This window comes from Halanaerobium saccharolyticum, assembly GCF_004362045.1.
GTDB lineage: Bacteria > Bacillota > Halanaerobiia > Halanaerobiales > Halanaerobiaceae > Halanaerobium > Halanaerobium saccharolyticum_C.
The window spans coordinates 25659-45860 of record NZ_SNWX01000015.1 but is presented as its reverse complement, the minus strand read 5'-3'; the positions used below and the strand labels follow the sequence as shown (position 1 = coordinate 45860).

The 20202-nt window shown below is 36.9% G+C and carries 17 protein-coding genes; all 17 read right to left on the bottom strand.

What is annotated here, in order from left to right; all coding sequences use genetic code 11:
• Positions 1-12 precede the first annotated feature (12 nt).
• The 17 genes from DFR79_RS09880 to nuoF all read right to left on the bottom strand — a co-directional run bounded on the left by DFR79_RS09880 (position 13) and on the right by nuoF (position 20183).
• A complete protein-coding gene (locus tag DFR79_RS09880) occupies positions 13-822 on the bottom strand; it encodes a pyruvate, water dikinase regulatory protein (protein ID WP_133515328.1) in 810 nt (269 codons plus the stop codon).
• Positions 823-1380: 558 nt separating this feature from the next.
• Positions 1381-3048, bottom strand: a complete 1668-nt coding sequence (gene groL, locus DFR79_RS09875) for a chaperonin GroEL (RefSeq protein ID WP_133515327.1) — start codon at positions 3046-3048, stop codon at positions 1381-1383.
• Positions 3049-3157: 109 nt separating this feature from the next.
• Positions 3158-3451 (bottom strand): co-chaperone GroES, encoded by a 294-nt coding sequence (locus tag DFR79_RS09870; protein WP_133515326.1) that lies wholly within the window; start codon positions 3449-3451, stop codon positions 3158-3160.
• Between the two features lie 238 nt (positions 3452-3689).
• Positions 3690-5051, bottom strand: coding sequence for a DUF512 domain-containing protein (locus tag DFR79_RS09865; protein ID WP_243727767.1), 1362 nt, complete (start codon positions 5049-5051; stop codon positions 3690-3692).
• Positions 5052-6089, bottom strand: a complete 1038-nt coding sequence (gene tsaD, locus DFR79_RS09860) for a tRNA (adenosine(37)-N6)-threonylcarbamoyltransferase complex transferase subunit TsaD (protein WP_243727766.1) — start codon at positions 6087-6089, stop codon at positions 5052-5054.
• A 16-nt stretch (positions 6090-6105) separates the two neighbouring features.
• Positions 6106-6813: a tRNA (adenosine(37)-N6)-threonylcarbamoyltransferase complex dimerization subunit type 1 TsaB gene (gene tsaB, locus DFR79_RS09855; RefSeq protein WP_133515324.1), complete on the bottom strand. Its 708-nt coding sequence runs from the start codon at positions 6811-6813 to the stop codon at positions 6106-6108.
• Complete coding sequence (gene tsaE, locus DFR79_RS09850; RefSeq protein ID WP_133515323.1) at positions 6807-7277, bottom strand: tRNA (adenosine(37)-N6)-threonylcarbamoyltransferase complex ATPase subunit type 1 TsaE; 471 nt, start codon at positions 7275-7277, stop codon at positions 6807-6809. Before tsaE ends, tsaB begins: the two co-directional genes overlap by 7 nt.
• The gene (proC, locus tag DFR79_RS09845; RefSeq protein WP_133515322.1) at positions 7278-8081 is read right to left on the bottom strand and encodes a pyrroline-5-carboxylate reductase; all 804 of its coding nucleotides are present in this window, start codon (positions 8079-8081) and stop codon (positions 7278-7280) included. It lies immediately after the preceding gene.
• 19 nt (positions 8082-8100) lie between these two features.
• Positions 8101-9357 carry a glutamate-5-semialdehyde dehydrogenase gene (locus tag DFR79_RS09840; RefSeq protein WP_133515321.1) on the bottom strand — a complete coding sequence of 419 codons (1257 nt, stop codon included), beginning with the start codon at positions 9355-9357 and terminating at the stop codon, positions 8101-8103.
• On the bottom strand, positions 9347-10483 hold the full coding sequence (proB, locus tag DFR79_RS09835; RefSeq protein WP_133515320.1) for a glutamate 5-kinase: 1137 nt from the start codon (positions 10481-10483) through the stop codon (positions 9347-9349). Before proB ends, DFR79_RS09840 begins: the two co-directional genes overlap by 11 nt.
• Positions 10484-10626: 143 nt before the next feature.
• Positions 10627-11106: a PTS sugar transporter subunit IIA gene (locus tag DFR79_RS09830; RefSeq protein WP_133515319.1), complete on the bottom strand. Its 480-nt coding sequence runs from the start codon at positions 11104-11106 to the stop codon at positions 10627-10629.
• 80 nt (positions 11107-11186) lie between these two features.
• Complete coding sequence (locus DFR79_RS09825) at positions 11187-12608, bottom strand: PTS transporter subunit EIIC (RefSeq protein WP_133515318.1); 1422 nt, start codon at positions 12606-12608, stop codon at positions 11187-11189.
• A 162-nt stretch (positions 12609-12770) separates the two neighbouring features.
• Positions 12771-13628, bottom strand: coding sequence for a glucose PTS transporter transcription antiterminator GlcT (gene glcT / locus DFR79_RS09820; RefSeq protein ID WP_133515317.1), 858 nt, complete (start codon positions 13626-13628; stop codon positions 12771-12773).
• Positions 13629-13910: 282 nt separating this feature from the next.
• Positions 13911-14816 carry a haloacid dehalogenase-like hydrolase gene (locus DFR79_RS09815; RefSeq protein ID WP_133515316.1) on the bottom strand — a complete coding sequence of 302 codons (906 nt, stop codon included), beginning with the start codon at positions 14814-14816 and terminating at the stop codon, positions 13911-13913.
• A 92-nt stretch (positions 14817-14908) separates the two neighbouring features.
• Positions 14909-16348 (bottom strand): N-acetylglucosamine-specific PTS transporter subunit IIBC, encoded by a 1440-nt coding sequence (nagE, locus tag DFR79_RS09810; RefSeq protein WP_133515315.1) that lies wholly within the window; start codon positions 16346-16348, stop codon positions 14909-14911.
• A 286-nt stretch (positions 16349-16634) separates the two neighbouring features.
• Positions 16635-18356 (bottom strand): NADH-dependent [FeFe] hydrogenase, group A6, encoded by a 1722-nt coding sequence (locus tag DFR79_RS09805; protein ID WP_133515314.1) that lies wholly within the window; start codon positions 18354-18356, stop codon positions 16635-16637.
• 24 nt (positions 18357-18380) lie between these two features.
• Complete coding sequence (gene nuoF / locus DFR79_RS09800) at positions 18381-20183, bottom strand: NADH-quinone oxidoreductase subunit NuoF (RefSeq protein WP_133515313.1); 1803 nt, start codon at positions 20181-20183, stop codon at positions 18381-18383.
• Between the last annotated feature and the right edge of the window lie 19 nt (positions 20184-20202).

Genomic DNA, 20202 nt, shown 5'->3' with positions numbered 1-20202 from the left:
CCCCTCCTTTTATTAGTTAAGTTCATTTATGATATCAATAACTAGATTAGCTGCTTCTTCAACAGCTTTTTTAGTCATATCAATTACTGGACAGCCAATTTTTCTCATTATCCTCTCAGCATAATCCAGTTCTTCATAAATCTTTTCGACTGATACATAATCCACACTGTTGTCAAGTCCTAAAACTCTGATCCTTTCTCTCCGAATTTCTATTAAATCAGAAGGATCAATCATCAACCCAATAATTTTCTTTCTTGGGACTTCAAATAATTGATCAGGTACTTTAGAACCTTTAACCAGCGGAATATTAACAACCTTGTAGTTTTTATGGGCAAGATACATACTTAAAGGAGTTTTTGAGGAACGAGAAACTCCAATTAAAACTATATCTGCCTTTAAAATTCCGCGTGGATCCTTACCATCATCATATTTTACAGCAAATTCTACCGCTTCTACTCTTTTAAAATAATCTTCATCCAGTTTGCGAATAACTCCAGATTCTCTTACAGGCTCCTTATTCAAAAATTTAGTAAAAGTATCCAGACAGGGAGCCATCACATCAATATAGGGTACTTCTATTTCTTCGCATTTTTGCCGCAGATATTCGGATATTTCCTTGTTTACAATAGTGTAGACAAAAATTGAATTTTCTGAATTAAGATTTTCTATAATATTATCAACTTTAGATTTGCTTTCAACATAAGGATATTTCTTAATATCATAATCTGTGTCTTTATACTGTTCTGCTGCAGCTCTTGCCACCTGTTCTGCAGTTTCTCCGACAGAGTCTGATAATACATAGACTAAAAAATTTTTCTTCATATAATCACCTTATCCTACAGAGCTTTTTTTATGAACTATTTTTACTCCTGATCTTTTTACTACCACCACCTGTATTTTATCTCTATTTTTTGAAAAATAAACCTTTTCTTTTCGCAAAAAATTGTGAAAATTTAAAGCAAAGTAATTTTGAAGATAACTTATTAGTATTATTATTTTATCTAGATAACAACTACTTATGGGAATTATTATGAGGAAAAACTTTAATTTAAACTTTCACAGCTAAATAGTTTTCTCTTATTAATATTTATTCTCTGTCCATTAAAAAAATCCTTTTTTAAAACAGAAAAATTTTCACTAACTCTTCATTTTATTACGCATGGTCGAGGCACAAATCTCTCGTTAATAGCAAATAGATAGATTTGTGTTAGCACATTGAGTGCGTCATAGTATTAGGACATCGAGTCCGTCACTCTAACTCTTTATTTTATTACGCATAGTTGAGGTTATATTATTTTGATAAATAGAAAAAGGATGCATTCTCTGATCAAAGAGAATACATCCCTGAATTTTACAATTAATTGACTGAGTGGTTCGGGCTTACATCATACCGCCCATTCCACCCATGCCACCCATGCCGCCCATTCCTCCGGGCATACCACCGGGCATTCCGCCACCATTGCCGTCATCATCATCGTCACTGTTATCAGCAACAAGGCATTCAGTGGTTAAGAGCATGGAAGCAGCACTTGCAGCATTCTGCAAGGCAGAACGTGTAACTTTTGCTGGATCAATAATACCAGCCTGAATCATGTTTACATATTCACCTTTTAAGGCATCAAAACCGATTCCTGCTTCTTTTTCTTTAACTCTTTCTACTACAACAGATCCTTCGTGTCCTGCATTATTTGCAATCTGCTTTATTGGAGCCTCCAGAGCTTTGCGGACAATGTCCACACCTGTTCCTTCGTCTCCTTCTAAATTAAGGTCATCAAGAGCAGACATAACTTCTAGATATGTTGTACCTCCACCTGCAACCAGACCTTCTTCTACAGCTGCTCTGGTAGCAGATAAAGCATCCTCAATTCTATGCTGTTTTTCTTTTAGCTCAGTTTCTGTAGCTGCACCAACCTGAATTACTGCAACTCCACCGGCTAGTTTAGCTAATCTTTCCTGAAGCTTTTCTCTATCGAAATCAGAAGTAGTAGTCTCAATCTGCTTTCTTAACTGAGAAATTCTATCCTTAATTTTCTCTTTATCTCCATTACCTTCAACAATTGTTGTATCATCTTTAGTAATAGTCACTTTATGAGCCTGACCTAAATCATTAATGCTTGCATTTTCAAGCTTTAAGCCCAGATCTTCAGTGATTAGAGTACCACCAGTTAAAACTGCAATATCTTCTAGCATTGCTTTACGGCGGTCACCAAATCCAGGTGCTTTAACAGCAACACAGTTAAAGGTTCCGCGAATCTTGTTGACTACTAATGTAGCTAGAGCTTCACCTTCAACTTCTTCGGAAATAATCATTAAGCTTTTACCAGACTGAGCAACCTGCTCTAATAATGGTAAAATATCCTGAATACTGGAGATTTTCTTATCTGTAATTAAAATATATGGATCTTCAAGAGAAGCTTCCATTGTATCAGTATCAGTTACCATATATGGTGATAGGTATCCGCGGTCAAACTGCATACCTTCAACAACTTCTAAAGAAGTTCCCATACTTTTTGATTCTTCTACTGAAATAACTCCGTCCTGGCCAACTTTTTCCATTGCTTCTGCAATTAAGTTACCCACTTCATCATCATTTCCTGCAGAAATAGAAGCAATCTGAGAAACAGATTCTTTTCCTTCAACTGGTTTAGAAACTGAAGCAATCTCTTCAGTTAATTTTTCTACTGCTTTTTGAATACCTCTTTTTAGAAGCATTGGATTGGCACCAGCTGCTACATTTTTAAATCCTTCTTTTAAAATAGCTTCTGCTAATACTGTTGCAGTAGTTGTACCATCACCAGCAACATCATTAGTTTTAGTGGCCACCTCTTTTACTGCCTGGGCACCCATATTTTCATAACGATCTTTAAGTTCTATTTCTTTGGCAATACTTACTCCATCATTAGTAATTGTGGGAGCACCAAAGCTCTTTTCTAAAAGTACATTACGTCCTTTAGGACCAAGAGTTACCTTTACTGCATTTGCTAAACGAGAAACTCCGCTTTCTAACTTGCGGCGTGCATCTTCACCGAACTTTAATTGTTTTGGCATCTAAAACCCTCCTGTATAGTTAAAACTGACTTTTTAAGTAAAAAATTAAAATTTAATGTTCAGATATATTTAACAGTAAAATAAACTAGCATTCTAAATCTATCAGCTGCTAGTCAATAACTGCTAAAACATCTTCAATTGAAAGAATAATATATTCTTCCGAATCAACTTCTACCTTTGTTCCAGCATATTTGTCAAAGACTACTGTGTCTCCTACAGCTACTTCTGCTTCTTCGCCTTCTGGAGCAATATTTTTGCCTACAGCAATAATTTCTGCCTGCTGTGGTTTTTCATCTTTTTTTGCTGTGTCAGGAAGTACAATTCCTCCCTTAGTTTTTTCTTCACCTTCATCTTTTTCTACATGTTTTACTACAACTCTGTCATTTAGCGGTTTAATACTCATTTAAAAATAACCCCCTTCTAATATAATATTCTTTTATAGTAATTAGCACTCATTTGAGTCGAGTGCTAATAAGCACTGTAAATATAATATCTAAGACAGAAAGGAAAATCAAACTCTTTAAAAAGCTATTATTGTTCCTCTAAGGCTTATAAATGTTCTTAGAATTAATTAAGTCTCTGATTCTTTAAATAACATTAAATATTTTTCTAATGGACTGCAATCATGTTTTTTAATATTATTAAATCAATATAACTTCTGCTCCAAATTGTTCTTCTAGTTGACTGTAATGGTTCCCCAGGAGATCATTACCATAATAATCAAAAATTATCTCAGGTAAAATGATACGCTCAATTTTTTTATCGAACTCAGCTAAAGATTTGATTAAATCCAGATTTGTTAATAATCCAGCAGCCATAATTGAGCCTCCAAAAAACTGATTTTCTGTCTGCAGCAGTTTTAAATTCTGAGCTGAATTTAGATAAGATTGTAGAAATTCTTTTAAAAAAACATAGGCCAGCTGTGAACAAAGGATTACAGTTAAATGATCATTTTGTTCTTTTTTACCTGCTTCCGCATAAGCTTTCAATTTTCTTTTTTGTTCCAGACTTAAATCATAAGACATTATTAGCCCTGAACTTTGTTTCTTTCCTTTAGAGATAATTGTTGACATACTTTTATTTTCTCTTAAAAATTCTATTTCAGGATTTGCAGCAGACTTAACTTTATAAAAAGCATCTACTCTGCTTTCAACTTGCTCTTGATTAACTTGAGTAATTATGTCTCTCTCCTTTAATCCTGCAGCCGCTGCAGGTGAATTGGATATCACAGCATTAACTTCTGCCTGAAGAGAAGAAATCTGCTGGGGCTCAATAATAATCGGATAAGAATATTTGCCTTTTATTTTAGTAATAAATTGAGCCAGTTTATAATATTCATCCTGATCAATAATTAAATTTTCTGCTGCATAACTGCTAAATCCAGCCATTAAAACTCTTAGACTTTTGGGAGAGTAATTTTCTAAAAAATCAAATGTTCTGCTTAAATATTCAAAACCCTGCAGCTGATGCATCGAAACAATACTGGCTTCAAAATCAATATTGAATTCTCTTAACCTGGTAATTACTTTAAAAACATTATCCGGCCGGGAATCATTCATTAAAAAAACCCGTTCCTCAGGAGCGGGGGCATTTAAAGAAATATTCAATTCTAAAGGATTTAAAGACTTTAATCTTTCTATTTGGTTCAGTTCCAAAAATGAGCCGCTTGTAGTAATTTTGATTTCAATCTCCGGCCAGCGCTGCCGTAAATATTTGAGAATCTGATAAATATCAGGATGAACGAAGGGCTCTCCCTCTATAATCTTGCTGGCTGATTCTCCGATAAAAACCGGCTGTTCTGGATCTAAAAATTCAATCATTGTTTTAATTAAATCCAGATCTAGATGGCCAAAACTGTAAGTTTCTACCTGAGGCGGGTTGTTTTTGTGGCTGCAGAAAATGCAGTTTAACTTACAGATTGAAGTTATAGGCAGAATATTATCTTCTTTAACTGTTTTAAAAAGTATTTCTTCTCTGCTTCGACTGGTTTTCAATTTAATCACCTACAATTTTAAGGATGGATCAGCACTAATACTTAAAGGTGCAAAATCCTGCTCTAGATACTGATAATATGCAACTGCTCCAATCATAGCTGCATTGTCAGTACAGAGTTCTAAGGGAGGATAATACAGCTCTAAGTTATGCTCTTTAAGTCTTTCAGCTATTACTTCCCGGAGCCGCTGGTTGGCCGCTACTCCTCCTGAAATCACAACACTCTCAACTTTATATTCTCTAACAGCTTTAATCAAATTTGAAGCCAGACTGTCGACAACTGCTTCCTGAAAACTGGCAGCCAGATCATTCTGATCAATCTCATTTCCCCGCTGTTCTTCATTGTGAACATGATTCATTACAGCTGTTTTTAAACCGCTGAAGCTGAAATCATAACTGTCACCTAAATCAGCTCTGGGAAAATCAATAGCATCTCTATCTCCAGAACGGGCTGCTTTTTCTATGGCCGGACCACCAGGATAACCCAGTCCCAGAAAACGAGAAATCTTATCAAAGGCCTCACCTGCAGCATCGTCAATAGTGCGTCCCAGAATCTGATAACCTCTTAAATCTTCAAAATATAATAAATCTGTATGACCTCCGGAAATCGTGAGACAGATCAGAGGCTTTTCTATCTCAGGGTTGGCAATAAAATTAGCATAAATATGCCCGGCAATATGATTGACACCAATTAAGGGTATATTTAAAGCCAGAGAAATAGTCTTGGCTGCAGTCAGTGTCACTAAAAGTCCACCAACCAGTCCCGGGCCATAAGTGGAGGCAACTGCATCTAAATCCTCAAATTCAACTCCTGCCTCTGCCAGAGCCTGATCAATTACCGGCAGCAGCAGTTCCAGATGTTTGCGGGAAGCAATTTCCGGGACTACACCTCCAAATTTTTTATGTAAGTCAACCTGAGAAGAAACAACATTAGATAATATCTCCAGCCCATTTTTATTGACTGAAGCTGCTGTCTCATCACAGGAACTCTCCAGAGCCAGTATATAAATATCCTGATCTTTATCTTTTATTTTATCTTTATAACTCACTTTTTCCACTCCCATATTATTTGCTGCCGTATTTCTGCTGCCAGTTAATTTCTGCCTGAGGTATTTTAAGGTAAGCAGGTTTTAGCTGATAAATATCATCAGCCTGACCAGATTTAAGATAGTCCTCTCCCAATCTGGCCAAAACTGCTGCCCGGGGATGATTTTTTTCGGCCCTGAAAACCCTGACTCTAAAATTATTTTTTGCTAAAACTTCTTTAACTTCAGCAGTCTTTTCACCAATAATTGAAATTTCTTGATCCTGGTATTTACTTAAAATCTCCGGAAGTTCTGAAATACCAGCACTTGCTGCCTTATTTATTGCTTTTAAGAAAAGCTCGTTTTCCATTCGCTGAAAAAAGGAATAATAAACTCTTTTTCGTCTGGCATCAAGCAGAGGTAAGAGGTAATTTCCCTCAGCTCCGGCTGCCAAAATCTCTAGAGTAGAGATTCCTTTAACCGGAATCGAAAATATCCTCCCCAGCATTTTAGCTGTGGTAATTCCAATCCGCAAACCGGTAAAAGACCCGGGCCCAACAGCTACCGCTATCCCATCAAGATTTCCAGCTTCAAAACCTAAGAGCTCAAAAATTTCTTCTATTAAAGGTAGCAGTTTTTCGCTGTGCTGCCTTTTTAAACTTAAATTATATTCTCCTTTAAGCTGACCAGATTCCATTAAAGCCAGTCCTAAAATATCTGTAGAGGTATCAATTCCCAAAATTAACATTCTTTATTCAACCTTTCTATTAACAATCTGCTCTGTTCTCCTTCTCCCCGAACAGTAATTCTTCTCTGTTCAGCAGAAATTTTATCTAGATTAATAAAAATAAAATCAGCCGGAATTAGAGGTAGAGCAAGTTCCGGCCATTCAATAAAAATCACTGCATCTCTATTTAAATAATCTTTAAAACCAATTTCTAATAATTCGTCACTGCTATCAAGACGGTAAAGATCCATATGAATAATCTCGATTTCAGCCTGATATTCCTGAACCAGATTAAAAGTAGGACTGGTAACATCCCCTTGATAACCCAGAGCAGAGACGGCAGCTTTAATAATTAAGGTTTTTCCTGTACCCAGATCACCCTTAAGTAAGATTAGAGCGGGGTTTTCAATTAATTCTGCCAGTTTTCTGCCAAAATCTTTAGTCTCAGCAGGTGATTCAGTAATTATCGAATAACTGCTATCCATTTATTTCCCCAGCTCCTCAGATCGTTCAACTGCTGTTTTAACGGCCTTAATTACAGCTGAACGGAATGCATTCTCCTCCAGCTCAGCAACTCCAGCAATTGTAGTCCCTGCCGGAGAACAGACCATATCCTTTAATTCTCCCGGGTGTCTGCCGGTAGTTAAAACCATCTCAGCACCACCTTTAACTGTCTGGGCAGCCAGCTTCAGGGCAGTTTGTCGATCAAGACCATTTAAAACCCCTGCATCAGCTAAAGCTTCTATAAAAAGATAAACATAAGCAGGCCCACTACCACTGAGACCAGTGACTGCATCCATTTCATCTTCCTTAACCTCTGCTGTTTTCCCCAGGGCTCTGAATATTTTTTCTACAAATGCTTTTTCGTCTGCCTCAACAGACGGAGAATAATAAAGTGCGCTCATCCCCTGAGACACTAAAGCCGGAGTATTGGGCATAACTCTTATTATTCTGGCATTTGAGCCGAAATACTGAGCCAACATATCTGTTTTAACTCCTGCTGCAATTGAAATAATAACTTTTGAGGCGGCATCTTTTTTGATATCTTCCAGTACAAATTTAATTATCTGTGGTTTAACTGCCAGAATAATGTAATCAGCTTTCTGAACTGCCTGCTGATTATCCTCTGTAATTTCTATTCCCGAAAATTGATCCTGAAGTTTAAAATCTGGATCAGAGAATTTTCTATCGGCTGCTATTATATTTTCAGGTGTAATTATGTTCTGCTTTAAAATTCCACTTATAATGGCCTGACCCATATTGCCCAGACCAATAATTGCTAATTTCATCTCAAAGTCCTCCTCCAGCTTACTCGCGAATCTGACCATCACCCATAATTATATATTTTGTCGTCGTTAATTCTTTAAGTCCCATTGGACCTCTAGCATGCAGCTTCTGGGTGCTAATTCCTGTCTCAGCTCCCAGACCAAACTGGCCGCCATCGGTAAACCGAGTGGAAGCATTTACATAAACTGCTGCTGCATCAATATCATCCAGAAAAGCACGGGCAGTAGTATAATTTTCAGTAACTATAGCTTCCGAATGTTTGGTCCCATATTGATAAATATGCTCTACAGCTTCCTCATAATTATCTACAACTTTTACAGACATAATATAATCCAGATATTCAGCTGCATAATCTTCTTCTGCAGCTTCTTTTACTTTAGGAACAATTTTTTTAGTGCGTTCACAACCCCTTAATTCAACATTACTTTCTGCAAAAATCCGGGCCATCTCAGGTAAAAATTCCTCAGCAACTTCCTGATCAACCAGCAGGCTTTCCGCCGCATTACAGACTGCAGGGCGAGAATATTTTGCATTAAAGACAATCTTTTTAGCTTTTGTTAGATCTGCATCTTTATTTACATAAACATGACAATTTCCAACTCCTGTTTCAATTACGGGCACCTTGGATTCGTTCACTACCTTTTGAATCAGACCAGCTCCACCCCGGGGGATTAAAACATCTAAATAGTCATTTAAAGTAAATAAGATATCTACCGCCTTCCGGTCAGTGGTAGCAATTAGCTGTACTGCTTCTCTGGGTAGTCCGGCCTCCAGCAGACCATCCTGAATAATATTAGTTAAGATTTGATTGGAATTGAATGCATTCGAGCCACCACGCAGAATAACAGTATTTCCAGATTTTAAACAGAGTCCCGCTACATCGACAGTTACATTAGGTCGAGCTTCATAAATAATCCCGATAACACCAAGTGGAACTCTAATTTTCCCGATCTGGAGTCCATTTGGTCTTTTCCACATTTGAGGTACTTCTCCAATTGGATCCTCCTGGCCAGCAACCTCTCTCAACCCCTGAGCCATACCTTCAATTCTGGACTCTGTCAGCTTAAGTCGATCAAGCAGGGCCCGACTCAGGTCATTATCTCTACCCTTCTGCATATCTTTTTCGTTGATTTCTAAAATTTCTTCCTGTCTTTCCAGCAGCTTATCTGCAATTAAATTCAGGGCCTTATTTTTTTCATTAGTCCCTGCCTTTGCCAGTTTGCGAGCTGCCTTTTTTGCTGAATCTGCCTGTGAAATTAACTCTTCTCTAATACTCATTATTATCTCCTCCTATAACCATATTATCTCTGTGGATAACCTCACTTTTATTAAAATATCCAAGAATTTTATCTATCTCATTTGAATGAGCACCTTTAATTTTTTCTATTTCCTCAGAACTGTAATTAACAATTCCTTTTCCAATCGTCACCCGACCATTACTAATAGTAACCGGATCACCACTATTAAAATCTCCTTTAACTTCAACAATTCCACCCGGAAGTAAACTCTTACCTCTTTTTAGCAGAGCCTCTGCTGCTCCCTGATCAACTACTACTTTTCCCATAGGTGGCAGATTAAAGTTCAACCACTGCTTTCTTTTAGAAAGTCTTTCTTTAGCTGTTAAAAAGGTGGTTCCCAGATCAAATTTATCATTTTCAGCCATTTCCACTATTTTTAAGAGTGAATTTTTTTCTTTTCCAGGACCAATAATCATTACAACACCAGAATTGACAGCAATTTTTGCAGCTTCAATTTTAGTTTCCATACCACCGGTCCCGACCCGGCTGCCCTTACCACCGGCCATCTTTTCTATTTCAGCTGTAATATTTTCCACCTTAGAAATTAGTTTTGCGTTCTCATTTTCCAGATCTGGATTAGAATTATATAGCCCGTCCACATCTGAGAGATTAACCAGTAAATCCGCTTCTACCAGACCGGCAACTCTAGCTGCCAGAGTGTCATTATCACCGACTTTTATCTCATTGGTAACAACTGTATCATTTTCATTAATAACCGGGATTACTCCATGATCAATTAAAGTTTTTAAAGTATTAAATGCATTTAAATAGCGATTTCTATTTTCTAAATCACTTGAGGTCAGTAAAATTTGGGCACATTTAGCCCCATATTCTCTAAAAAATTTGTTGTATATCCCAATTAAAAGACCCTGTCCAACTGCTGCACAGGCCTGCTGCTCGGGAATAGAAGTTGGCCTTTTGGCATAACCAAGTTCGCCCATACCAGCTGCAACAGCCCCTGAACTAACAAGAATAATTTCTCTTCCCTGATTTTCGAGATCGACAAGCTGTCTGCTTAAAGCATCAATTTGAGAAAAGTTAAGTTTACCATTTTGATTGCTTAAAGTACTGCTGCCGACTTTAACTACAATTCTTTTAAATTTCATTATCAAATCATCCTGTCCCTGAATAAGAATAAAGTCACTTTAACTTATTATATCAAATTTAATTAAAGATAAAAAGGGGAATAACTGTAAGCATCAACAGCCATCCCCCATTTCTAAGTCTAATATTAATTTATTTGAACTGATTAAGCCAGTTCTACCTTTAAAACTTTAGTTCCTGCCTTGACTCTTTCTTTTTTAAGAATTTCCATACTTTTTACCTTTTCCATATTGGTGATAATAACTGGAGTAGTTATTGAAGGTGCATTTTCTTCAATAAAGTCTAAATCCACCTCAACCAGTGGAGTTCCAACTTCTACTTTATCACCATTTTTTACTAGTTTTTCAAAGCCTTCGCCGTCTAATTTAACTGTATCTATCCCGATATGCACCAGAACCTCTAAACCTTTTTTAGTTTTAATCCCCACCGCGTGGCCGGTAGAAAAGATCTGTACTATTTCGCCAGCACAGGGGGCTTTGACAACATTTTCTTCTGGAGTTATAGCAAAGCCATCCCCCAGCATTTTTTGAGCAAAAGCATCATCCGGTACATACTGCAGTTCAGTAACTTCTCCTGCAAATGGTGCTGCTAAATATTCTTCTTTTTTCTTAAATATATTAAACATCAAACCGCCTCCTTTTATTTATTATAATACATTTTCTTTTGTTTTTACAGCAGAACATATAAATCAGGGATATATCTCTACTACATTATATTTTTAATCTTATCTTTTAAAGCATCAGATTCCGGTCCAAATACTACCTGAACACTGCTTCCAGATTTCATAACTCCAGAGGCACCTAATTTTTTCAATTCTTCTTCCTCAACCTGACTATTATCAACCACTTCCAGTCTTAACCTTGTAATACAGGCATCTACACTTTCTAAGTTTTCACTTCCACCCAGAGCAGCAAGAACATTTTCCGCTCTTTTATCTTTGTCAAAGGTTTCGGTTTCTTCAGTTACTACTGCATCACTTCCACGACCGGGGGTTTTAAAATCAAAAAGTGGGATTGTAACATAAAAAACTACAAAATATAAAACTGCCATTATTGGTCCCACAACCAGCCAGAACATCCAGGGGCTGCCCAGATTGGAAAGACTTAAGACATAGTCAATAGCACTGGCTGAAAAAGTATACCCAATTCTAATATTAAAGTAATTTGTTAAAAGTCCAGAAATAAAAGCACCGGCTACATGAAATAAATAAAGTGGTGGAGCTACAAAAATGAATAAAAATTCAATTGGTTCGGTGATACCTGTTAAAAATGAAGTTAAAGCAGCAGTTGATAACATACCAGCAACTTTAACTTTGTTTTTAGCTCTCAAATACATTGCCAGACAGGCTGCTGGAAGAGCAAATAACATTATAGGATATTCTGCAGCCATAAAACGTCCAGCAGTCGGATCACCAGCAAAAAATCTGGCTGTTTCTCCTCTTAAAACCTGACCTGCTTCTGTAGTAAAACGTCCAAATTCATATAAAAATGGTGGATAATAAACATGATGTAATCCAACAGGTATTAAAGCTCTTTTACCTGCAGCATAAAGTGCTGGACCAATGGGAGAGTTCATCGCAAAACGAGCAAATTGATTAATCTGAATCTGAATTGGCGGCCAGATAAATGATAAAGATACACCAGCTGCCACTGCTCCAACTGCAGTCACAATTGGTACCAGTCTTTTACCAGCAAAGAATCCTAAATACGGCGGCAGCTCAGTACTATGAAATTTTTTATACATCTGGGCTGCAATAATTCCGATTACAATACCACCAAAAACACCAGTGTTAATTGACTCAATACTTCCACCTGTTTTTTCTGAAATATTAATTATACCTGCCATAACTTCAAGTACTTTAGAGAAAATGACGAATCCAACTCCAGCAGCGAGAGCTGCAACAGCATCTCCTGCAAAACCGATTGAGACACCAAGAGCAAAAATCAACGGTAATTGTTCAAAAATAGCAATTCCACTATTAAACATTACCTGACCAACATCAACAACAAGACCACTCTGTTCCTGCAGCAATCTACCAACAGCCACTAAAATACCGGCAGCAGGCAAAACTGAAACAGGGGTCATTAACGCTCTACCTATTTTCTGTAAATTTTTAAATCCTTTCATTAAAAAATCCTCCTTTTAAATTTATCCTGATTATAGATATAATATATATAAAAGCAAAAAAGCTGACCAGATAGAGTAGAGTCTAAAACTAAACTCTCCTATCTAATCAGCTTTTGCCTGATCTAACAGTAACACGCTAAATTATAAATTTAATATTAAATTCTATGTTTCAAGATCTCTTTTTAATCTGTGCAGATGCAGAGCTAAATAACCCTTTTCAGATTCTGGCACCTGATAATCAAATTTTTCCTCTATTATTATAGCAAGTTTTTCTGCAAGTTTAAAGGAAAAATCAAAATTTTCCTTAATATTTTCTAAAAGAGGATTCGGATTTGAAGCTCCCGTCTCTATCCTCTCCAGAGCAAAACGCAGATGGTTAACTAAACGAGCATAGTTCAAACTTTCATAAGCCAATTTCTTACCAAGTTCTGTTTCCACCTTAGTTACCAGCTCTTTAATTAAAGAGGTATTTTTTAAAGTTTTAGAAATTCCTCTTTCATTCCTGGCTCCATGAATATGCAGGGTTATAAAACCAACTTCACTTTCTGGAATATCTAAATCGAATCTATCCGAAATCATTTGAACCGCTTTTTCTGCCACATTATATTCTTCATTATAAAGGGTTCTAGTTTCTGCTAAAAAAGGATTAGCTACCTCTATCCCATCTTTTATTCTTTTTAGTGAAAAAGCTATATGGTCAGCCAGACCAATTCTAATATGCTGATCTAATTCTTCATTTAATTCCTCACTGGCCATAGCAATTATTTCTTCAGTTATTCCAATTATTTTACTGTCAACTTCTTCTAAAAGTTGAATATAATTTTCTCTCTTTTCACCTTTGATTGGTGCAAATTCTTTGTCAATATTAAGCTCGGATTTGCTTATCTGATCTCCATTTTTTCGGGAAAAGCCAATCCCTTTCCCTATAAAAATCAATTCGCTTTTAGAAGAAATTTCTTCTGCCAGAATAACATTATTATTAAATATCTTTTTGATAATATATTTCTCAGCTGCAGCCATAAAAGCCTCCTCAAAAACTACAAATCCCCGGCAAGTTAAGTGGCTGTAATAATAGACTAAAAAATCCAGAAAAAGATAGCCTTTGCCCAATCGATTAAAGTTATCCCTTCCTAGATTATGCCTGATTTAACAGTTACACTCTAAAAAATATTCATTTCTTTAATAATAACAGTATTTAATATTTTTTTCAAGTGTTTTTTAAAAACTTTAAAGTTTAGTTCTAGCACTAAGCAGCTCTTGAAAGCTGAATTCTTACAGACTAAAATAAATAATATTTTTAACTTATCGATTAATTGAGAGAGCCATTCTGCGATAACTGTGTCTTTTACCTCTAATTGTTTTTGATAGGGTCAGGATGTTCTCTGGTAAAGCTATACCACTATAAGCAGCGTCTCCAATATGCTGAATATCTGCACCGGCCATTTTACTCATCAGTGCAATCTCCCTGATGGTTTCCGGATCAGCACTTTCCTGTGAAGTTCCAATTGCAGTTAAAGCCAGTTTACCGCGATTATGAATTAACTTTATTATTTCTTTAAGCGAAGCTAAGTCTATACCGGGAACCGTACCAACTGCCGGCAGTAAAATAATATCTGTTCCAGCTGAGATTAGTGAATCAATGTATTTTGCAGCCAGATAATCTTCATCTATTCCGGCCATATGCATTTTGCCAGCCGTTATTATAATCTGATCCCCAAAATTTTGATCTGCAATTTTAACTGCCTCAATTATTGCCTGATTACTGACTCCTACAGAAGGATTACCGGTAAAAGTAATCATATTAAATCCGGCTTCAACTGCCTGTCCAATGTTTTTTAAAGTTGCCTTACGGCCGGAACTCAATTTTACAAAATGATCAGCTTCCATATTTTCTTCATTTACCGGTTCCAGGTTAATCCCCAGGGGCCGACCGCATAATTTTTTTATTTCACTTACTATTTCTGCTGCCTTACCCTTTTTAATATTTTTAAAAAATGGTTGATTTAAATCAAATAAGTTTAATAGCAAAATATCTGCGCCAAAGGCTGCCGCTACTTCTGCGTTACTTAAATCTCTAAATAAAGATTCTTCACCTATTACTTCAGAAACAATAGTTCTTCCTTCCGATAATTTAATCGACTGCAGCAGCTCCTCTTTATTATAATTTAAAAGCTCTGAGCTGCTAGAACTTAATAATCTTTTGACCATCTATATACCCTTCTTTCTCGATTGAATTATTTTTTAAAATAAAGTTTAAGCCGGAGTTTTTACGCTCCGGCTTAATAATAGAATTAAGATAATTATCCTTCCATTACCTTTAATTCCTGTTTAATATCATCTGCAATCATTTCTGCTTTTGTTCCTACTACTACCTGAGCATTGTTTTTATTTGCTTTTAAAACACCAGTTGCACCAAGCTTCTGTAATGTCTGCTCATCAATTTTAGAAGTGTCTCGAAGTTCAAGACGAAGTCTGGTGATACAGGACTCTATACTTTTAATATTTTCCTTACCACCAAGGGCTTCAATATAAGCTCTAGGTTTGTTTTTTCCACCTGCCTTAGATTCGACTGAACCCTGTTTCTGCTTCTGTGTTTCAGGCATTACACTCATACCAGAATCAGCAGCCTCTGAACCCAGACGGCCAGGAGTGGGGATATCAAATTTCTCAATTGCGAAACGGAACAATAAATAATACACTACAAAAAATACTATCCCAATTGGAATAATCCAGAGCGGCCTGGTTGCAAGTCCATAATTTAGGAAGTAGTCAATTGCTCCTGCAGAAAATCCAAAACCATGCTGAATACCTAGCACATAGGTAATAACCATTGATAAACCGGTTAAAATAGCGTGGATTAAATATAATACTGGTGCCAGGAACATAAAGGAGAATTCAATTGGTTCCGTAATTCCGGTCAAAAATGAAGTCAGACCTACACTTAAAAAGATACCAGAAACTGCAGCTTTATTTTCCGGTTTAGCTGAATGATACATAGCCAGTGCTGCAGCAGGCAGACCAAACATCATCACTGGGAAAAATCCAGACATGAAAAATCCTGCTGAAGGGTCTCCGGCAAAGAAACGGGAAAGATCTCCAGTAACAACTTCTCCAGCTGCCGTAGTAAACTCACCAAATACAAACCAGATAAAGCTGTTAATAACATGGTGCAGTCCCAGTGGAATTAATAAACGATTTAAAAATCCATAAACAAAGACCCCAACTGCTCCGGCATCAATTATCCACTGACCTGCAAGCTGAATGGCATCCTGAATTGGAGGCCAGATAAAACCAAATATTCCTGCTAAAACAACAGCAGCAGCACCAGTTACAATCGGCACAAAACGACGTCCGCCAAAGAATCCTAGAAAATCAGGCAATTCAATATCGTGATAGCGATTATATAAAGCACCGGCAGTTAAACCACCAATAATACCGGCTAAAACTCCCATATTAATATCCGAATTAATAGCCTGAGTTCCATTAGTTATTACAAGATAACCAACTGCTCCAGCTAAACCCGCAGAACCTGAGCTATCATGAGCGATTCCGACTGCAACACCAATACCAAATAATAAAGCCAGATTATCAAAAATTGCAGAACCGGCAGCCATTACAAAAGGAATATCAAAAACATCACCAGCACCAAGTCTAAGTAATAAAGCAGCTGCTGGCAAAACTGCGATTGGAAGCATCAGAGACTTACCAATACGCTGTAATTGAGAAAATAATTTTTTCAATTAAATCAACCTCCCTGTTATTTTTAATAAAATAATTAAGTTAATTTAGCCCTCCTTTTCTTCCGGTTACCCTAATTAAAAATTAAAATAATATCCTCGAATATTTAGGGTGTCAATTTTTTGAATATTGACTCTACTATTAATTATACTCAACTAGAGTTTTGTTGTCAAGATAATCAATTATATGCAGTAATTTCTATCAATAAGCAAAAAAGTCGTCCTGATTAAATTTCATCAGAACGACTCTAGTTAGTAAATAGTTAAGCTAAGCCAACTATTTCATTATTTAATTTTTAGGTCTTGCTTTATACTTAGTGTGTAAGAGGTGATGTGATTCTCCACCTAAAGGTTCACCTAAAAATTCCTCATATAATTTGATAATCTGTGGATTTTCGTGTGATTTTCTAATCTTACTTGTATCATCAATAGCTGCCAGACCCTGACCGCGTTTTTCTTTCTTTTCATTTGTAGCTGGGCGCGGCTGACCACCACCACCAACACAACCATGAGGACAGGCCATAACCTCAATAAAATCTAAATCACATTCCCCGGCCTGAACTCTTTCCATTAATTTTTGAGCATTTGCAAAACCATTTGCAATTCCAACTTTAATAACTCGATCACCTATTTTTACTTCAGCCTCATTAATACCTCTAAAACCTAAATTTAACCTTTCCAGCGGCTCTCCAGTTAATTTTTCCTTTACTGTTCTTACAGCAGCTTCAGCAACTCCACCAGTTGTACCAAAAATAGTACCAGCACCGGTTGATTCTCCCATTAGTTCGTCAAAATCTTCCTCTGGAAGTGAGGTGAAATCAATACCCATTTCCTTAATCATCCGGGCAAACTCGCGAGTTGTTAACACAGCATCTGTATCTTTAAAATCTGATCCATTAATTTCTTCTCTATCTTTTTCGAATTTTTTAGCTGTACAGGGCATAACTGCAACTGTATATATTTTTTCTGGATCAACACCTGTCTGATCTGGATAATAGGTTTTACTTAAGGCAGAAAACATCTGCATTGGAGATTTGGCGGAAGATAAATGTTTGAGCAGATCTGGAAAGTTATGCTCAGCCCCTTTAACCCAGCCCGGACAGCAGGAAGTAATATGAGGTAACTCTCCCTCACCATTTAATTTCTTTAAAAATTCACTACCTTCTTCCAGAATCGTCAGATCAGCGGCAAAGTCAGTTGAGAATACCTGGTCAAAACCAAGTTTTCTTAAAGCTGCAACCATTTTTCCTCTGACAACTGTGCCGGTTTCCATTCCAAACTCTTCTCCCAGAGTTGCCTGAATTGAAGGAGCAGTCTGAACTAAAACATGTTTGTCTTCATCTTCCAGAGCAGCCCACACTTTATCTATCTCACTTATTTCAGTAATTGCTCCAACTGGACAGACAGTTGCACACTGACCACAGTTAACACAGTTAATTTCTGCCTGTGGTAAATCAAAGGCAGTAGTTACTATTGAATTAAAACCGCGCTCAGTAAACTGCAGAGCAGAAACCCCCTGGACTTCTTCACAGATTCTAACACAGCGGCCGCAGAGAATACACTTATTTGGATCTCTTCTTAAAGCTGGCCCTGTTTCATCTATCTCATATTCACTCTGTTCTCCGGCAAATTTTTCCACATCTTCTGACTTGATACCTAATTCATAAGTTAAATCCTGGAGTTCACAGTGATTATTCCGGTCACAACCAAGACAATCGTTAGGGTGATTTGCCAGTAACAATTCAACATTTCTTCTTCTGGCCTTTCTGGCCTTCATACTTCTGGTATTAATTTTCATTCCATCTCTAACTGGTGAAGCACAGGATGCAAGTAATTTTCCGCTTTCCTCATCTTCTACCACACATACCCTACAGGCACCGTGTAAACTTAAATCTGGGTGGTAACAGAGAATAGGGATATCTACCCCGATCTCTTTTGCTGCTTCCAGTAGAGAGCTATCTTCGTCAACTTCTACAGTCTGTTCATCTATTGTTAATTTAACTTTGCTCATTAATTTCCCTCCTATTATAAGAGTTTATCCCTGTGAAATTGCGTCTACAGGACATTCTGGTTCACAGGCTCCACAGGCAATACAAACATCAGGATCTATTGTAAATGGATTCTTGATTTCTCCACTAATTGCATCTACAGGACATACTTTAGCACATTTACTACAGCCAATACAGGCTTCCTCATCAATTACATAGGCTCCAGCTAAATCAGAACAAACACCAGCAGGACAATTATGGTCATGAATATGCGCTTCATATTCATCCCGGAAATAGCGAACTGTACTCAAGACTGGATTTGGAGCTGACTGACCTAAACCACATAAAGAAGTACTCTTTATATGTTCTCCTAATTCCAGTAAAAGTTCAATATCTCCCTCTTTACCTTCACCATCAGTGATTCTATTTAAAATCTCTAACATTCTTTTTGTACCTTCCCGACAGGGAGTACATTTACCACAGGACTCACTCTGAGTAAAGTTTAAGAAGAATCGTGCTACATCAACCATACAGGAATCTTCATCCATCACAACCATCCCACCAGAACCCATCATAGTTCCAGCATCAAGTAATGAATCATAATCAATGGGAAGATCTAAATAATCTTCAGGTAAACAACCACCAGATGGGCCACCAGTCTGAACAGCTTTGAATTTCTTGCCCTGTCCTAAACCACCACCAATTTCAAAAATAACTTCTTTTAGGGTAGTTCCCATTGGAACTTCTACCAGACCTGTATTATTAATTTTTCCTGTTAAAGCAAAAACTTTTGTACCAGAACTACCTTCTGTACCAATTGCTGTAAATTTATCTACTCCCTCATTAATAATATAAGGAATATTTGCATATGTTTCTACATTGTTGATATTCGTTGGTTTACCCCAGAGGCCTCTTACTGCAGGATAAGGAGGTCTTGGAGTAGGCATACCTCTTTTACCTTCAATAGAGTTCATAAGAGCTGTTTCCTCACCACAAACAAAAGCTCCTGCACCTTTTTTAATATGCAGTTTAAAGTTAAAACCACTACTGAATATATCATCACCCAATAAACCATATTCTTCAGCATCTTCTATAGCCTTTTCCAGCCTTTTAATTGCCAGTGGATATTCGGCTCTAACATAAACATAACCTTCATCAGCACCAATTGCGTAAGCTGCAACTAGCATTCCTTCTATAATTCTGTGGGGATCTCCTTCTAAAATACTGCGGTCCATGAATGCTCCAGGATCTCCCTCATCCGCATTACAAATCAAATACTTTTTATCACTTTCGGAGTTTTTAGCAAACTGCCACTTTAAACCTGTTGGGAAACCTCCACCCCCGCGGCCGCGAAGACCGGAGTCTTTTATAGTATCTACAACTTCCTGAGCATCCATCTCAGTTAAAACTTTACCTGCTGCTTCATAACCACCTAAAGCAATATATTCATCTATATCTTCCGGATCAATCTTACCACAATTAGCTAATGCTATCCGCTGCTGCTTTTTATAAAAAGCAATATCCTGATAAGATGGAATCTGCTCTTCTGTCATTGGTTCTTTAAAAAGTAATCTTTCTACAGTTCTACCTTTCAATAAATGTTCCTCTACTATTTCTGCCACATCATCTGACTGTACTTCACAGTAAAATACTCCTTCTGGATAGACAATCATAATTGGACCTTTTTCACAGAATCCGTGACAGCCAGTTTCTACTATTTTTATTTCTCCACTTAAATCATTTGCAGCTAATTCTTCATTTAAAGAATCTTTTAAAGTTTTAGCTCCAGATGATACACATCCTGTTCCTGTACAAATTAATACATGGGAACGATAAATAGAATCCTTCATTTACAAGTACCTCCTTATT

Coding starts and splice junctions, on each gene's coding strand:
- DFR79_RS09880 (WP_133515328.1), bottom strand. CDS start 822: ATGAAGAAAAATTTTTTAGTCTATGTATTATCAGACTCTGTCGGAGAA.
- groL (WP_133515327.1), bottom strand. CDS start 3,048: ATGCCAAAACAATTAAAGTTCGGTGAAGATGCACGCCGCAAGTTAGAA.
- DFR79_RS09870 (WP_133515326.1), bottom strand. CDS start 3,451: ATGAGTATTAAACCGCTAAATGACAGAGTTGTAGTAAAACATGTAGAA.
- tsaB (WP_133515324.1), bottom strand. CDS start 6,813: ATGTTAATTTTGGGAATTGATACCTCTACAGATATTTTAGGACTGGCT.
- tsaE (WP_133515323.1), bottom strand. CDS start 7,277: ATGGATAGCAGTTATTCGATAATTACTGAATCACCTGCTGAGACTAAA.
- proC (WP_133515322.1), bottom strand. CDS start 8,081: ATGAAATTAGCAATTATTGGTCTGGGCAATATGGGTCAGGCCATTATA.
- DFR79_RS09840 (WP_133515321.1), bottom strand. CDS start 9,357: ATGAGTATTAGAGAAGAGTTAATTTCACAGGCAGATTCAGCAAAAAAG.
- proB (WP_133515320.1), bottom strand. CDS start 10,483: ATGAAATTTAAAAGAATTGTAGTTAAAGTCGGCAGCAGTACTTTAAGC.
- DFR79_RS09830 (WP_133515319.1), bottom strand. CDS start 11,106: ATGTTTAATATATTTAAGAAAAAAGAAGAATATTTAGCAGCACCATTT.
- DFR79_RS09825 (WP_133515318.1), bottom strand. CDS start 12,608: ATGAAAGGATTTAAAAATTTACAGAAAATAGGTAGAGCGTTAATGACC.
- glcT (WP_133515317.1), bottom strand. CDS start 13,628: ATGGCTGCAGCTGAGAAATATATTATCAAAAAGATATTTAATAATAAT.
- DFR79_RS09815 (WP_133515316.1), bottom strand. CDS start 14,816: ATGGTCAAAAGATTATTAAGTTCTAGCAGCTCAGAGCTTTTAAATTAT.
- DFR79_RS09805 (WP_133515314.1), bottom strand. CDS start 18,356: ATGAGCAAAGTTAAATTAACAATAGATGAACAGACTGTAGAAGTTGAC.
- nuoF (WP_133515313.1), bottom strand. CDS start 20,183: ATGAAGGATTCTATTTATCGTTCCCATGTATTAATTTGTACAGGAACA.